The organism is uncultured Desulfovibrio sp., assembly GCF_944324525.1.
In the GTDB taxonomy this organism is placed as follows: Bacteria; Desulfobacterota; Desulfovibrionia; order Desulfovibrionales; family Desulfovibrionaceae; genus Desulfovibrio.
The window spans coordinates 1-16,234 of the sequence record NZ_CALUWS010000008.1; the positions used below are offsets into that span (position 1 = coordinate 1).

Here is a 16,234-nt window from a genome sequence, read left to right on the forward strand (position 1 = left end):
GGGCAGCGTCAGCAGGGAAATTGGACACAATTTCCATGCGAATCCGCCCTGGAACAATTCCACATGGAAAATGTGGACTGCTCTGGTAGCCGCGAGAGCGGCTACTCGCAACCGAACACACGGAAAACCACGTTTTTTCCGTAGTGTGAGGGCCGCGTCAGCAGGGAAATTGGACACAATTTCCAGGCGAATCCGCCCAAGGGGGACGGCAGAGACGGGGAGGGGAAGAGGGAGGCCCGTATCTATCAGCCGATGAGGCTGAGCAGCATATACGGGAAACTGTTGGCCTGACTGAGCATGGCCGTCGCGGACTGCGTCAGCACCTGGTTGCGCACGAACTGCGTCATCTCCTGCGCTACGTCCACGTCGGAAATGCGCGATTCGGCGTTCTGGAGGTTTTCGGCCTGGATGGTGAGGTTGGTAACGGTGTTTTCCAGCCGGTTTTGCAATGCGCCGAGGTGCGCGAGGATCGCATCCTTGGAAACGATGGCCCGGTCTATGGCCACGAGGGCTCTTTGGGCCGCCTCCTGGGTGGAGATGGTATAGCCGGCGGCAGCTGTGGCCTCTCCTGTAAAGCGTTCTTCATAGGTGACTTTTATGGTGGTTGTGACGGACGGCCGCAAATTGTCAAGGATGAGCTTGTCCGCGGGATCGTTCGGATCGAGCCCTGTTCGCGTAGGATTGGTGGGATCGGCAGCAAAAGAAGCGCCATCATCCGCCGTATAGTAGTGTAAACCTGTTCGGACGTCTTCATAGACAAGGTATTCCGCAGGATAGGGTAGCTCCTTGATGTAGTTTGTTGTCATGGAAACAGGTTCAAGATTGGCGATGGTATTCAAATCGCCGGGATTGTTTTTGCTCAAAGCGATAGACGTAAAATCTTTTGGATTTGTAAGATAGTTTGTCTTGCTCCCAAATGACATGGTATAATATTTTTTATTTGTAGTTTTGTCTATATACGAATCAAGAGGGATTAAAATCTGTTTATTTTCCTGTTCTGGTCGGAGCATGGCGATGAGCGAATTGTCAGTGACTTTGTTTTTGAGCTGCTGATCATAGTAGAAATTCTTTCCATCAAGCGAATAGTATCGATCAAGCGTATTTATTTTATTATAAACCTTCAGGTCGTATCCAGGTTTTACGATGCCATGATCGACAATATTGGCCATTATGTCGGCATAGTTTGGATCAGATTTATCAATGATGCTCCCTGACGGATCATTCAGGTCCGTAAAAATGTTTTGTTTATTATCAGCGGAGTAGTATACCAGCGAAGGATTGCGCTGGTCCCTGTACACCTGATATTCGATATATGTATGGAGGGTTCTGTTGACTGGCGTCAGTTTGGCGATCTCCGCATCATCCTTTCCCGCACTCAGATCGGCGAACTCGGGAGCATACAGCTTGTTTTCGGTATAGAATGTTTTTCCATTATCGAAAGAGTAATATTTTACATTTGTATCCGAATGGATAAAAGTTTTGTAGATGGTATATGTGATTTCCTGTTTCGGAAGAACGACAAGCCTGTTGATGACAGCCGAGTCCAGAAATGGCGTTGAATTCGGATTGGCGGTCGTATACACGGTTTGCAGATTGTCATTGCTGTAGTATCTTTTCTGGGTAACGGGATCCTGATATGTAATGAATTCAATGTCCGTTGTCATTTTGAATGTTTTTTGTTCGACAACCTTATTGAGCGTATCTATGATTTTTCGATCATCAGGATTGACGGAGGACAATATATTCGATGTTGGTCTGCTTACATTTTTAACAAAAGTTTTTCCGCTGTTGCAGGTATAATACGATACTCCATTCGGATCTTTGTATTCATTCCATGTTATTACTACTTCATAGTCGTTTCCTGTCGCTGTCAGTCTGTTGATAAGGTCATTGTAATTCGGGGAGTTTTGGTCAACAAGTCCATCGTAAAAGTTGTTTATATCTGTAGTATATCTATTTCCGAATTTCTGCTTGTAATATATCTTGCCATCAACACTATCGTAGTATTCATCATATTGCTCTGTTGTTGTTCTTGTGGAATTTTTCATTTGTAATCTTTCAATGATTTCCTTGTCATTTTCCGCATCGAGTGCGGTTTCAAAAGGTTTTTGATGATTTTCATAGAATATTTCCCCGTCTGTATAGTATGTTTTTCCTGAATCTGGATCGACATAAACGGTATAAGTGTTTTTTTGCTTGAATGTCTGCTGTGTTTCCACCAGCGTTTCCACACGGACGCGGGTCACGCCCGCTTCCGTATACTGGGAGGTGCTGCCGACACCCAATGCCCCGGCGGTACAGTTGCCGATGGTGATGTAGTAATAATCTTCCGCCGAATCGTTGGCCGTGCCGAAATGCACCTTCAGCGCGCCGGTGGACGAAAGACCGCTGCCGTCGTGTACGCCGGACAGAGAGCCGTCCAAGAGTTTGACGCCGTTGAACGCGGTGGAATTGGCGATGCGGTCGATCTCCGAAGCCATGTGCTGATATTCGGATTCGATGAGCAGCCGCTGTATGGAATCATAGGTCCCGGTGGCCGCCTGTTCGGCCAGTTCTTTCATGCGGATGAGCTTTTCATCGATGATGGCCAGCGCTCCGTCGGCGGTCTGGATGAGGGATACGGCATCATTGGCATTGCGCGGCCTTGTCCCAGCGTACGGATATCCGCGCGCATCAGTTCCCGGATGGCAAGGCCTGCCGCATCGTCCGCCGCGGAATTCACGCGCAGGCCGCTGGACAGGGCTTTCGTCGAGGAGGACAGACGGGCATAGTGACAGGTCAGGTTCCTGGCCACATTGGGCGCCATCAGATTCGTGTTGAGGAAAAGTCCCATGGAAACTCCTCATCAGGACACCGCTAAGCGTGCGGGGCTGCCATGCGCTGCCAAGACCGGAACAGTCCCACGGGCACTTCACACGCTCATTTCGGAAAAACAACACAGCTAGAGCATTTTCAGTTTCAAGGCCTACGGCCTGTCGTTTCGCGGAAGAAACGTGGTTTTTCCGCTCACGTTTGGCCGGGCGTGTGCGGGTCACCCGCCTTCTGTCCTTTTCAAAAAGAAAGCGATTTATGTATATTTTGCTGTTTTTTACCATTTTGTTGAAATAAGGGCAAGCCGTCCGCACATCTGAGACAAAAAGGAAATTTTGAGTAAGATAGCAAGGATAAGCGAGTTCTATCAGGTTGTAACAAATGACAATCCCTATCAGGTAAAGTACGGGAGGGCAGGGGGGCGCAGCTCTCCGGTGATGAGACGGCGCGGGGATGGCGGCTGTGGCGAGCGAAGGGGAGGCCTGGCCGCCGCAGGAGGGGCGGCGGATGGGACGCCCCGGAGGAGACGAGGAAAGGAAAAGGGGAGACGTAAATCGTCTCCCCTTGAGCATTTTCAGTTTGAAACGCGTTGCGTTTCAAACCATACGGCCTGTCGTTTCGCGGAAAAAACGCGGTTTTTCCGCTTGGTTTGGGCCGGGCGGCGCTGTCGGCCGCCTCGCGTTTTACCTTTTTCAAAGTTAAAACGCTCTTGTGCATCACGTATTCAGCAGATCCGCGGCAGTTGCGCGCCCTCGAGCATGCCGAGCAGGCGCTGCCCGCCAATGAGGGTACGCAGGACGACCTGTCCGGCGCGTTCCGCACCGACGGTGCCTATGCGGGCGGCTTCCCGGCCGTAAGGCGTGGAGCGCATGGCCGCAAGCACGGTATCGGCCAGAGCTTCGGGCACGATGCAGAGACATTTGCCCTCATTGGCCAGGTAGAGCGGATCAAGGCCGAGGAAGGAGCAGCCGCTGCGCACCGTCTCATGGACAGGGATGGCCTGCTCGTCCAGTTCGATGCTGACGCCGGACTGCTCGGCGATCTCGTTGAGGGTGGTGGCCAGTCCGCCTCGGGTGGGATCGCGCAGCACATGGACCTCGCCGGGCATGCCCGCCGCCTCGGCAGCGGCGAAGACGGCGCGGACAAGGCCGTTGAGCGGCGCGGAGTCGGAACGTACGTCGGTCAGGAAGGAAAGACCTTCCCGGCTGCCCATGATGGTCAGGCCGTGGTCGCCCACCGCCCCGCTCACCAGCACAGCATCGCCCGGACGCGCCCGATGGCCGGAAGGCTCGGTCTGCACGAGCAGATGGCCGATGCCCGTGGTGTTGATGAACAGCTGGTCGCAGGCCCCGCGCTGCACCACCTTGGTGTCCCCGGTGACGATCTGCACCCCGGCCTCCCGCGCGGCGGCGGCCATGTCGGCGGCCACCCTGTCCAGCGTGGCGAGAGGGAGGCCCTCCTCGATGATGAAAGCGCAGCTCAGATAGCGTACGTCGCCGCCAAGCATGCTCACGTCATTGACGGTGCCGTGCACGGCAAGGGTGCCGATGCTGCCGCCGGGGAAAAAAAGGGGCGTGACGGTGTAGGAGTCCGTGCTCATGGCCAGCGGCCTGTCGTGAGCGGAAGCCACGGGCAGCAGGGCCGCGTCGTCCATGCGGTCAAGAAGGGGATTGGCGAAATGGCGCAGGAAGCACTGGCTGATGAGGCGCTGCGAGGCGCGGCCGCCGCTTCCGGCATCCAGCAGAATGCAGTCATCCATAAGGAGTTCTCGGCAAGGTTAAAGGCTGGGGTGCGTATCCATGTATAGTAAATTTAATAGATAAGGAAAATACGTTGTACTTGCTCCGCTTGCCTTTGGGGCAAGGTCATCCCGGGTCCCCGACTCATCTCCGGTAAAAACGCGTTGGGGAAGGGATGGGGGGCTTGGAGGGAAGGGGAACCTCCTCCCGCGCGAGGCGAGGGGTTCCCCCTTCCCCCAAACAAACAGCAAATAGCGTTAATTGTCCTCATTTCGGGCGTATTTGAAATAGGCGGCGCAACTGCCTTCGGTGGAGACCATGCATGGGCCGACGGGGGTCGCCGGCGTACAGGCCTTGCCGAAGAGGGGGCATTGCGGCGGCGTGAGGCGTCCCTTGAGGACCTGGCCGCAGCGGCAGCCGGGCAGGGGGGGCACGTCGGGCAGGCGCATATCCAGACGGCGCATGGCGTCAAAGCGGGCAAATCCATCACGCAGAGCCAGGCCGCTTTGCGGGATGCGGCCAATGCCGCGCCACAGGGCGTCGGCAGGCTGGAAACACTGATCCAGCAGGGCGCGGGCGCGGGGGTTGCCGCCATCGTCCACGGCGCGGGCATAGGCATTGACCACCTCGGCCTGGCCGTCCCTGCGTTGTTCGGCCATAAGGCAGAGGGCCAGCAGGATGTCCGCCGGTTCAAAGCCGCCCACCACGGCGGGCACACGGTATTCTTCGGCAAGGAAGGCGTAGGGGGCCAGCCCGAGGATGGTGGAGACATGGCCCGGCAGCAGGAAGGCTTCGATGGGCTGCTCCTGCTGCTGCGGATCGTCCAGCAGGGCGCGCAGGGCGGGGGGCACGAGCTTGTGCAGGGAAAGCACGCAGAAGTTGTCCAGTCCTCGTTGCCGGGCGGTCAGGATGGTGGCGGCCACCGTGGGGGCGGTGGTCTCAAAGCCGATCCCCAGAAAGACCACCATGTCTCCCGGATGCTCGGCGGCCAGCGTCAGCGCATCGAGCGGCGAATAGACGATCTCGACGCGCGCGCCCTGGGCCTTGGCGTGTTTGAGGCTTTTGCCGCCGGGGCCCGGCACGCGCAGCAGATCGCCGAAGGTGGCCAGGATGATGCCGTCACGCCCGGCAAGATCGAGAAAGGCGGCCACTTCCGCGTCATGGGTGACGCAGACGGGGCAGCCCGGCCCGGAAAGATGCCGCACCTGTTCCGGCAGCAGCGAACGCAGACCGCTTTGGAAGATGGAAACGGTATGCGTGCCGCAGACTTCCATGAAGCGCAGGCTGCGGCCGTCAAGCGCCGCCTGCAGACGATCCAGCAGGCTGCGGCAGAGCTGCGGGTCCCGCAGGGCGGCGGTCAGGCGGGAGGACGGGTTGTCGAAAGCTGGGCTCGGGGATGTGGGCTGTTCCGCCATGATGCTGGTTCCTCAGGAAAAAAACGGGGTTGGTGATCCCTCAGCGACGCGCAGAGCGCCGAGCACGGCACGTTCCCCCTGAAAAAGCGCGCTGGGGGAGGGGTGGGGCCTGGGGGAGGGGAACCCCCTCCCGCGCGAGGCGAGGGGGTTCCCCTCCCCCAAAAAGAACAGGCCGACTGTCTGGTCGCCACGTTCTACGGCATGAGGGGGGCCAGTTGCAGCCCGGTCTCCACCGGCAGGCCGCACATGAGATTGGCGTTGGCGATGGCCTGCCCGGACGCGCCGCGACAGAGGTTGTCGATGGCGGAGACGATGATGAGCCGCGAAGTGCGCGGATCGACCACAAGGCCGATATCGCAGAACATGGTGCCGCGGACATTGCGTGTCTCCGGCAGGTTGCCCTTGGGCAGGACGCGTACCCAGCGGCTGCCGGCCCAGGTGCGGACATAGGCGGCGTGCACCTCGTCCAGCGTGGTTTCCGGCCGTTTGAGCTTGGTGTAGATGGTGGAGAGGATGCCGCGGTTCATGGGGACAAGGTGCGTATTGAAGGAAAGGGTCACCGGCTTGCCCGCCAGCAGGGAGACCTCCTGTTCGATCTCCGGCGTATGGCGGTGCTTGCCGAGGCCGTAGGCCCGGAAGGTGTCCGCCACTTCGCAGAACAGGGAGGGCACGACGCCCTTGCGCCCGGCGCCGGTGGTGCCGGACTTGGCGTCGATGACGATGTCCTCGGCCTCGATGAAGTCGTTCTTGAAGGCGGCATACAGGCCCAGGATGGCCGAGGTGGGGTAACAGCCGGGATTGGCGATCAGATAGGTCTTGGCGGCCTCGGCGGCGTAGAGTTCCGGCAGGCCGTAGACCGCCTGGGGCAGGAATTCCCTGCGGGTATGCGGCACATACCACTGCTCGTATACGTCCACATCCCGCAGGCGGAAGTCGGCGGACAGGTCCACGACCTTGGTCCCTTCATTGACGAGGTCGGCGGCCATTTCCATGGACTTGCCGTGCGGGACGGCCAGGAAGACCACATTGCACTCGCGCGCCATGCGGCGCGGTTCATATTCGGTGATCACCACCTCCGACCCGGAGAAACGCTCCAGGAAGGGGTAGAACTCCCCAAGGCGGCGTCCGGCCTCGGCTCGGGAACAGGCCATGTTCAGGCGCATGCAGGGATGGGTCGCCAGCAGGCGGGCAAGTTCCATTCCGGTATAGCCGGTAATGCCCACAAGACCGGCGCGAATCATGTCAGGCATGGGGATCGCTCCTTTGGTATGAGGGTTGGCAGGGACGCGTGGCGGCGTCTCGGGTATGCTGGGACGGTCTTCGCTCCCCCACGGGCGCTTCCCCGGCGGAGAGCGCCTGCGGGGCCGCATGTCGGCATCAGGCCTTGCCCTGTCCCGGATCGCCCGTCGCACCGCATTTCATGACGTATTTCATGCGCAGCTCGTAGAGCAGGCTTTCCAGCAGGCGGCGCTCCTGGTCATCGAGGCCCTGGGTGGTCTTGCGATGCAGCATTTCCAGCATGTCGATGCTGTGCCGGGCCAGACGGGGATGCATGGCCTGGACGCCGGTCTCGGGATTGGGCACTTCCCCGAGCTGCACCAGCGCCGCGGAAGCCAGCGACATGATAAAGGTGGAAAAGGTGACTTCCGGCAGAGCGTCCCGGGTGGGGCCGTCGTTGTTCTGACTCATGCTGCGTGTTCCTTTGCTCCGGCAGGCGCGGCCTGACCGGCAGTGGGTGACGAAAGGGCAGAGGCCGCTAGCCGTGATGCCGTATGACCGGCGTACCGGGAGGAAGGGCAAGGGCCGCCTCGTAGGCGGCAAGGCCCTGCTCCAGATAGTCCCGCGCGCCGCTGTAGCCGCCCACGGCGAAGATGCAGCGGTTCAGCGCGAAAAGACCGGCCGTCACGTCGGCCCAGTCCACCCAGCCCATATGGCCGATGCGTACGATGCGGCCCTTGAGCTGATCCTGTCCGCCGGCCATGACGACGCCGTAGGTGTCCTGCGCCAGGCGCAGCACTTCCACGCCATCGACGCCCGCCGGCAGGCAGACGCTGGTGATGCCCCAGGCGAAGTGGGAGGGGGCAAAGAGCTCGAGCCCCATGACGGAAAGGGCGGTGCGGGTGAGCATGGTCAGGGCCCACTGCTTGCGGTAGATCGCCTCCAGCCCGTCCTTGAGCAGGATGTCCAGGCTGACGTCCAGCCCCACGAGCAGGTTGACCGGCGAGGTGAAGAGCGTCTGCCCCTTGAGCACGTTGTCGCGCTCCTTGGGGAGATTGAAGTAGAAGCAGCCGGAGGGGATGCTCTCGGCCTTGCGCCAGGCCCGCGCGGAAAGGGCCAGCAGGGCCAGACCGGGCGGCAGCATCAGGCCTTTCTGCGAGCCGGTCAGCAGGCAGTCGATGCCCCAGTCGTCCATGGGACAGGGGGAGAGCCCCACGGCGGAGATGCCGTCCGCCACCAGCAGGACGTCGCGCGTGCGGGTGATGGCCGCCACCTCGCGCACGGGATGCAGGACGCCGGTGGACGTCTCGGAAAGCTGCATGAGCACGCCGCGGATGCCGGGATCGGCCTCCAGCGCCTTTTCCACGGCGGCGGGCTCCACGGCGCAGCCCCACGGCACGTCAAGCCGCACGCATTCCAGACCGCGGGCGGCGGCGATATGCTGCCAGCGTTCGCCGAATTTGCCGCCGTTGACCACAAGCACCTTGTCGCCGGGCGCAAAGAGGCTGTGCACGGCCGCCGTCATGGCGCCCGTTCCGGAACAGGAGAGAGGGAGCACGGGCTGTTCCGTGCCGAAAAGCGTCCGCAGCTTGCCCTGGACCCGCAGCATGATGTCCTTGAAGGCGGCCTTGCGGTGATGGATCATGTCCTGAGCCAGCGCAAGGCGAACCTGTTCCGGCAGAGGCGTGGGGCCGGGAGTGAGAAGACGGGGTTTGTTCAGCATGGCGTTTCCTTCAGGGCCCGGCCTGCCGCCGGGCGGTTAGTGGGCGGAGCGCGGCCGGTCAGTCGGCGCGCTGGGCAATGAAGCACTTGAGATAGGCCGTTTCCGGCATGGCCGCATGGACGGGATGATCGGGCCCCTGCCCGCCGGCGAAAAGGAGGCGCAGGGCGGTCTTCCGCCGTGCGGCGGCCTGCCCCAGACAGTGGCGCAACTCGTCGGCCGGCAGATGGTGCGAGCAGGAACAGCTGGCGATGACCCCGCCCGGCGACAGCAGCTGCAGGGCCAGCGCGTTGATCTTGCGGTAGGCGGCCAGGCCCTGCGCCGCATCCTTGCGCCGCTTGATGAAGGCGGGCGGATCCAGACAGATGAGCGAAAAGCGCCGGCCGCTGTCGTGCAGTTCGCGCAGCAGGTCAAAAGCATCGCCGCACAGGGTGCGGATGGCGTCGCCGGTGAGCTGGGGCGCATTGCGGGCGGCATTGGCGCCGGCCAGCTCCACGGCCTGCGGCGAGGCGTCGAGGAAGGTGACGGAGCGTGCCCCCCGCGCGGCCGCCGTGGCCCCGAAGCCGCCGGCATAACAGAAGATGTCCAGCACGTCCGCGCCCTGGGCGTAACGCGCGGCCTCCAGCCGGTTGACGCGCTGATCGTAGAACCAGCCGGTCTTCTGGCCGTCCAGCAGGGGGGCGGTAAAGGTGCAGCCGTTTTCGGGCAGTTCCAGCCGCCGGGGCACCGGCCCGGACAGGACGTTCTCGCGGGAAAGGCCTTCCAGCGAGCGCGAGGCCAGATCGTTGTCCCAGAGCAGGGAGGCGGGATGCAGCAGTTCGTCCAGACAGGCGGCGATGGCCTCCCGTCGCGCCTCCATGCCCGCCGTGCCCAGTTGCAGGGTCAGATGATCTCCGAAACGGTCGATGATCAGGCCGGGCAGCAGATCCCCCTCGCCGTGGCAAAGGCGGTAGTAGGGCTGGTCAAACAGGCGTGTGCGCAGGGCCAGCGCCGCCTGCAGGCGCTGCCGCAGCAGGCCGGCATCCAGCTCCGTATCCGGGGTGCGGCTGTAGAGACGGGCGCAGATGAGCGAATGCGGATTGACGAAGGCGCTGCCGATGATGCCGCCGCGGGCATCCCGCACGGTGACGGCTTCGCCGGGACTGAAGGCGGAGAGCGGACTCCGTTTGCCGTCCACCTCGTTGCCGAAGATCCAGAGGTGCCCGGCGCGCAGGCGGCGATCCTCACCCTTGTTGAGCCAGAGGGTACGCATCTACTGCGCCGCCTTTTCCCGTTGAGCCTTGACGCGTTCCTCCAGCGGGGACCCAGGTACGGCTTCCAGCTGCAGGCGCGTCACGAGCTGCAGCAACCACAGGGGATTTTCGGCCTGGATGGGGATCCATTCGTCGCCGTCGATACCTATTTTCAGCTCGCCGGGCGTGGCGATGAAGGTCTTGACGGCAGGCAGCAAGGTTTCGCCATTGGGCAGGTTGGCGGCGAGCATCTGGGCCATGCTTTCCATGGTCATGCGGGCAACGGCAGGTTCCTCGGCGATGTTGAGGGCCGTGAGGGCCATGAGGCCCTTGTCCGTCAGACGCATGTCAAGATGACGAAACGTGTTCATCGGGGAGAACATGCCGGCCATCTGGCCCTCGACGTTGTAGTCCAGATCGCACAGGCCGTCCGCTGTCAGGCTGCCGCTTGCTGTAACGATGCCGTTGTTGAGGCTCTGCCGCTCCGTGAACTTGCAGCGCAGTTCCTTCAGGCCGATGTGCACAAACGGCATCACCGACATGGGGATGACGAGATCGGTGATGGTGTTGGTGGCGTTCTGCGTGTCCCCTTCCGCATTCCAGAGCGTTTCCACCTGATCCGTGGTGACCGTGACCTCATTGAAGGTCAGGCGTATATCCTTGACCAGGTGGCGGGAGAAGAACGGCTGGAAAGAGTGTTTTTCTCCCACGGGACGGTCACGGCCTATGAGCTCATCCACCCAGGGAAGCGAGTCGCTTTTGAGAAAGGCGATGGCTTCGGCAAGCAGGACATCGTGCAGCTCCTGACGGCCAAAGTTCACGACAATCTCCGTCGGGAGCTGAGCGGAAGGCGGGAGCATCAGGTTGACCTGATCGATGACGAGCTGCTTCAGCATGCCGGCTTTTTCGCCGCGCGTCATCTCCAGCATGGCGAAGTTGTACGCGGGCTTGCTGGACGCGTCGTTCGGGGCGGCAATCTCCAGCTTCCCGTCCTTGATCTGGAGCGTGCCGCAGACAAGATCCGCGAAAAGCGCCTCCCAGAAGGTGTCAGGCGAGCTCTTCTTGAACACTTCCCAGATCGTTACGGGCCGCAGCTCCGTCAGCGTCGTTTCCTTCAGGCGCAGGCTGTCTTCGCCGGCATGGCAGGAAAGGTCAGTCAGCAGGATACGGCCGATCAGATCCTGCCGGATATCCGCTTTTTCCAGCTCAAGCACACCGGCTTCCATCTGTGTGGGAGCCATTTGCCCCTCCTGCCAAGTGAAGGCCGGCTTTTCCAGCTTGAGCGAACGGAAGGCGCAGCCGCGCAGGATGGCGGCGGCATCCGCTGAGGCATTGCGCAGGTTCTTGAACTGTTCCACGCTGACCGCCAGGGTGGAGCCTGCGACACTGGCGATGGCGCAGTCGTTCTTCGCGCCGTCGGCCAGGTTCTGGCGCAGGGTAACGTCCGTACCCTGCCAGTCGTCCAGCAGGGTCAGATAGCCCTGGGGCGAAAGCAGGAAATCCAGCTGCGGCGCGGCGTGCAGGATGGCGCGCAGGCTGATGGCGGCCTGGAGTTCCCGCGCCGTGAAGGTCAGGCCGTCTTCAGGAGAGGAATACTCTACGTCACGCAGGACGAGACGGCGGGAAAAGGAAGCGTAGTCCCAGGAAGCCAGGCTGACGCGCTTGTCGGCCTGCAGTTGCCGCAGCGTTTCGGCAAGCTGGGCGCGGACCGCCCTGTCCGCGGCATAGCACAGGCCAGCCACGGCGATAAGGAGGACAAGGAGAAAGATGACGGCTCGTTTCATGGCGCTCCTCTGAAGTAAAACTATGGCGACTGCTGCCAGTCGTCCTTTTTCTTATTTCTGTTTTTTCTTCATGCTGTCAATCTGCGCGCGCAGCGTCTCGGGGCCGGGTTCCATCGTGATGAGGAGGGGGAGAGTCTCTTCCGCCGGCAGGGCGGCCAGCGGATTCCAGAGCGCGCCCTCCGGCATGCGGATATCCAGCGTTCCGGGCTGCCGCCAGAAGCGCAACAGGGCCTCCCGCAGGGCTTGCGGCAGCGGCGCGGGCAGGTGCTTCTCCAGCAGGGGCAGGGGATTGCGCAGAGCCTCCGGCTGGTTCAGGGCCACGAGGGCCAGCAGGCCCTTGTCGGCATAATGGATGTCCAGCTGGCGCAGGCCCTCGTTTCCCGCGGGGATGACGGCCGAAAAGCTGCCGTCCGCCAGGCTGCCCTGCCAGTTGAGGCGTTCCTCCGTCCCTTCGGCGGTCACACGGCTTTGGGCGCTCATCTCCCAGTGCCAGACGGCGCCCGCGGGCAGCTCGAGGCTCAGAGCCCGGGCCAGGGTGTCGGCGTAGAGCTGTCCGCCTTCAAGGCGGCGCTGCGAATCCCTGCCGTCCAGATCCGCGTCCTTCTCCCAGGTAAGGCTTCGTATGGCGAACAGCGGGGCGTCGGCCAGACGGCAGAGCACATCCTCAAGGCTCCAGCCGTTTTCCCCGCGATATCCGGTGGGCTGGCTCCGGCCGGCTACCGAGGCCGGCACCAGACAGCGCGTCAGGCTCGCCAGCATGTCCGGGGCTGCCAGCATGTCGGCCAGCGGCAGGGCGGCATGGCGCAGCTCATGGCATTCCACGACATACGGGGGGCTGGCCAGGTTGATGTCTTCCCCCTTCAGGCGGAGGAGCTTGCCGTCCGCAAGGGCATCGGCCGTGAGTTCCCGTATGCCCAGGCGCAGGGGGGCAAGCAGGGAAGGCGCGTCATAATCGCAGAACTGGGCGGCATAGCCGGAGAAGCTCACGCCCTTGCGGAAGGTCTCCAGGGTGGCGGTGCCCCGGTCCAGGGCCCAGAGCAGCGAGGAGGAGATCTCCAGATGGCTGATGTGCTGGCGCTGGGCGCTCCAGGCGCCCTCGGCGGTCTGCAGGCGCGTTCCCCGCAGAGTGACGTCATCCAGCACGAGCGGGCCGCGCTCTTCGCCGGGCAGGGAACTCTGCCCCCGTTCCAGCGCCTGCAGCGTGGCGTGCAGATGTTCGGTATTGAGGCTGACGGAAAGCTCGCTGACCTGAAGGCGCAGGCCGCCCCCGGGCTGACGGATGTCCAGACCCCGCAGATTGATGCGGCCGGCCAGCAGGGAGACCTCGACGCTCCCCGTGACCGTTGCCTCCTGGCCCTGACGGGAAAAGAGGTGCGGCAGGCCGTCCAGCAGGGCACGCTCCATGCGCTGCTCCGCCTGCTGCAGAAAACCATAGGCCGCCAGACAGAGCAGCGCCGTCAGGACGAACAGGACAAGAAAAAATTTTCTCATGGCAGGATGGGAAGGGGCGGCCCGGGCCGCCCCTTCGTCGATCAGTCGATGCGGTGATGGCAGCCGAGGCTGTGCGGATTGCGCATGGCGGCCTGCGTGATGACATAGGCCGTCTGCGAGCCGTGGAACAGGTCGACCAGCCGGCGGGAGATGCGCGTGGTCTTGTAAAAGTCGTGGATATGGCGCACAAGGTCGCGCATATCCTCGAAGGCGCGGCGCAACCGCGGTTCGGAGCGGGATATGCCCACATAATTCCACATGGTGCTGCGGATGTTGAACCAGTCCTGCGCCACCAGCGCCGGGTCGTCGCGCTGTTCGTCGCCTTCATGCTGCCAGTCGGGGATGGCGTCGGCAAGGCCCTTGGGGATGACGCCATGCTTGCGGCCCACCTGCTTGGCCAGATCCCGTCCGCAGGCCACTCCCCAGACGACCCCTTCCAGCAGGGACGTGCTGGCAAGGCGGTTGGCGCCGTGCAGGCCCGTGCAGGCGCATTCCCCGATGGCGTAGAGGTTGGGCATGGAGGTGCGTCCGCTGGCGTCGGCCAGGACGCCGCCGCAGAAATAGTGCGCCGCCGGGACCACGGGGATGGGTTCCTTGCGGATGTCGATGCCCACTTCCAGACACTGGTTGAACACGGTGGGGAAGCGGGTGGGCAGGTCCTGCTTGACGCCGCTCACGTCGAGGAAAAGGCAGGGGGAGCCGCTGTGCAGCATCTCTTCCATCATGGCTTGCGCCACGATGTCGCGCGGGGCAAGGTCGCCGCGCTTGTCATGCCGCAGCATGAAGGGCTGTCCGTTCTCGTCCAGCAGGCGCGCGCCCTCGCCGCGCATGGCTTCGGTGATGAGGGGGCGGCGGTTGCTGCGCTCTTCATAAAGGGCCGTGGGATGGAACTGCATGAACTCCAGATTGGCCAGGGCCACACCGGCGCGCGCGGCCATGGAGATGCCCGCGCCCACGCAGCCCGGGGCATTGGTGGAATGCAGGAAGACCTGCCCCACGCCGCCGGTGGCGAGCACCGTCCAGTCGGCGAGGATGGTTTCCGGCTCGCCGCTCTCCTCGTTGAGGACGTACGCGCCGAGGCAGCGGTTGGTGATGCTGTAGCGGTGCTGGGTGATGCGGTCGTGGTGGCGGCTGGTCAGCAGGTCGATGGCGGCACGGCGGAAAAGACGCGTGATGCGCGGATGGGCCGCCACCTGCGCCGTCAGGCCGTCCATGATGGCCTTGCCGGAATAGTCGGCCCGGTGCAGGATGCGCGGCGCGCCGTGACCGCCTTCGCGCGTGAGGTTGAAGCTGCCGTCCGGGTTGCGGTCGAACTGCACCCGGGCGCGTTCGAGGAGCATCTCGTCCACGCAGACCGGCCCCTGCCGGCAAAGCTGCCGTACGGCGGAACGGGAATTGTAGCGGTGGCCCGCCACCATGATGTCATGTTCCAGGGCGCGCGCTTCGGCATCCGTATCGTCGGTGGCGGCGCGGTAGATGATGCCGCCCTGCGCCAGTTCGGAATTTCCCTGACCGAGGTTGTCCCCGGCGCTGATCAGCAGGACCTCATGGCCGGCGTCTGCCAGCGTGAGCGCGGCCGTGCAGCCGGCAACGCCGGACCCGATGATCAGGACCGGCACATGACAACGAGAATGACTCATGATCTTGCCTCATGCCCACAGGCGGTTACAGGCTTGCGCCGGAGCAGCGCGGCGTCGGCTGCTCCGGCGGCGGGGAAGGGGCGCGGCGCCCCGGAAGATGACGCCTTGTCCGCGACGCCTCAGGAGGCGGCGCAGATCTCCAGCATACGGGTCAGGGTCTGACGGGCCGGCGGGCAAAGGGCCTGATCCACTTCCAGAGGCTCAGCCGTGCCGGTCTCGATGGCCTGCAGCGTGGCAAGAAGATTCTTTTCGGTCACCTTGCCCATGTCGGGACAGATGGCCGGTCCCAGCGGCAGGACGGTGCAGCTCCCGGCGTGGCGTTCGCCCAGCCGGTCCACGAGGTTGGTCTCCGTGCCGACGATGAGGGTGCTGCCGGGTTTTTCCGCGGCAAGGCGGGCGGCTTCGTTGATGAGGAAGGAGGTGGAGCCCGCGCCGTCGCACAGGTCGATGACCTCCGGGCGGCATTCGGGATGGGCCATGACCAGGCAGCCGGGATGGGCCGCACGGGCGGCGGCGATCTGTTCCACGGTCAGATGGTCGTGGATGGGGCAGCAGCCCGGCCAGAGCAGCAGCGGCGTCTTCCAGAGGCGATGGGCGGGATCCCGTTCCGCCGGGGAAAGACCGTCGGCCCCCAGTTCCAGCAGATGCCAGTCGTCCGGGCCGAGGCCGAGCTGTTTGCCGACATTGCGGCCCAGGTGGCGGTCCGGCAGGAAGAGGACGCCCTGTCCCTGATCCAGCGCCCAGCGCATGACGGTGCGCGCATTGGCGGAGGTGCAGACGGTGCCGCCAAATTCGCCCACCACGGCTTTGAGGGCCAGCGTGGTGTTGACGTAGGCCACCGGGATGACCCGGCGGCCGCCGTCGTGCAACTGCCGCAGGACGGCGCGGGCGCTCTCGGCGGGCGACATGAGGGACATGGCGCAGTCGGCATCGGGGGCGGGCAGGTGTACCTGCTGGCCGGCCTTGGCCAGAAGGACCGCGGATTCGCCCATGAAATAGACGCCGCAAAAGACGATGTGGTCGGCCGTGATGTCCGGTACGCGGCGGGCCAGTTCCAGCGAGTCGCCGGTGATGTCGCAATGGCGCACCACGGCGTCATTCTGGTAGTGGTGGCCCATGATGCAGACTCGGGAGCCGAGGCGGGACTTGAGGGCGGTGATGGCGGCAGCGGTATCGTGCATGGG

General features: G+C 62.9%; 10 protein-coding genes and 2 pseudogenes. All 12 read right to left on the reverse strand.

Annotated elements, in window-relative coordinates; translation table 11 throughout:
* Positions 1-245: 245 nt before the first annotated feature.
* Positions 246-557 (reverse strand): annotated as a pseudogene (locus Q0K12_RS03450) (flagellin); the annotation flags it as partial.
* A gap of 1,710 nt (positions 558-2,267) precedes the next feature.
* A pseudogene (locus Q0K12_RS03455) lies at positions 2,268-2,833 on the reverse strand (flagellin); the annotation flags it as partial.
* A gap of 702 nt (positions 2,834-3,535) precedes the next feature.
* Entirely contained in the window at positions 3,536-4,570 is a 1,035-nt protein-coding gene (gene hypE, locus Q0K12_RS03460; protein WP_297260388.1) for a hydrogenase expression/formation protein HypE, read from the reverse strand.
* A 237-nt stretch (positions 4,571-4,807) separates the two neighbouring features.
* Positions 4,808-5,965 carry a hydrogenase formation protein HypD gene (gene hypD, locus Q0K12_RS03465; RefSeq protein WP_297260389.1) on the reverse strand — a complete coding sequence of 386 codons (1,158 nt, stop codon included), beginning with the start codon at positions 5,963-5,965 and terminating at the stop codon, positions 4,808-4,810.
* A 194-nt stretch (positions 5,966-6,159) separates the two neighbouring features.
* Positions 6,160-7,215, reverse strand: a complete 1,056-nt coding sequence (gene argC, locus Q0K12_RS03470; protein ID WP_297260390.1) for an N-acetyl-gamma-glutamyl-phosphate reductase — start codon at positions 7,213-7,215, stop codon at positions 6,160-6,162.
* 127 nt (positions 7,216-7,342) lie between these two features.
* The gene (locus Q0K12_RS03475) at positions 7,343-7,654 is read right to left on the reverse strand and encodes a DUF1844 domain-containing protein (RefSeq protein ID WP_297260391.1); all 312 of its coding nucleotides are present in this window, start codon (positions 7,652-7,654) and stop codon (positions 7,343-7,345) included.
* Between the two features lie 67 nt (positions 7,655-7,721).
* Positions 7,722-8,906, reverse strand: a complete 1,185-nt coding sequence (locus Q0K12_RS03480) for an alanine--glyoxylate aminotransferase family protein (RefSeq protein WP_297260392.1) — start codon at positions 8,904-8,906, stop codon at positions 7,722-7,724.
* Between the two features lie 58 nt (positions 8,907-8,964).
* Positions 8,965-10,155 carry a class I SAM-dependent rRNA methyltransferase gene (locus tag Q0K12_RS03485; RefSeq protein WP_297260393.1) on the reverse strand — a complete coding sequence of 397 codons (1,191 nt, stop codon included), beginning with the start codon at positions 10,153-10,155 and terminating at the stop codon, positions 8,965-8,967.
* Positions 10,156-11,919 carry a hypothetical protein gene (locus Q0K12_RS03490; RefSeq protein ID WP_297260394.1) on the reverse strand — a complete coding sequence of 588 codons (1,764 nt, stop codon included), beginning with the start codon at positions 11,917-11,919 and terminating at the stop codon, positions 10,156-10,158. It lies immediately after the preceding gene.
* 51 nt (positions 11,920-11,970) lie between these two features.
* Entirely contained in the window at positions 11,971-13,410 is a 1,440-nt protein-coding gene (locus tag Q0K12_RS03495; RefSeq protein WP_297260395.1) for a hypothetical protein, read from the reverse strand.
* Between the two features lie 41 nt (positions 13,411-13,451).
* Positions 13,452-15,050, reverse strand: coding sequence for an L-aspartate oxidase (nadB, locus tag Q0K12_RS03500; protein WP_297260396.1), 1,599 nt, complete (start codon positions 15,048-15,050; stop codon positions 13,452-13,454).
* Positions 15,051-15,169: 119 nt separating this feature from the next.
* Positions 15,170-16,231 (reverse strand): quinolinate synthase NadA, encoded by a 1,062-nt coding sequence (gene nadA, locus Q0K12_RS03505; protein ID WP_297260397.1) that lies wholly within the window; start codon positions 16,229-16,231, stop codon positions 15,170-15,172.
* Positions 16,232-16,234: the final 3 nt, after the last annotated feature.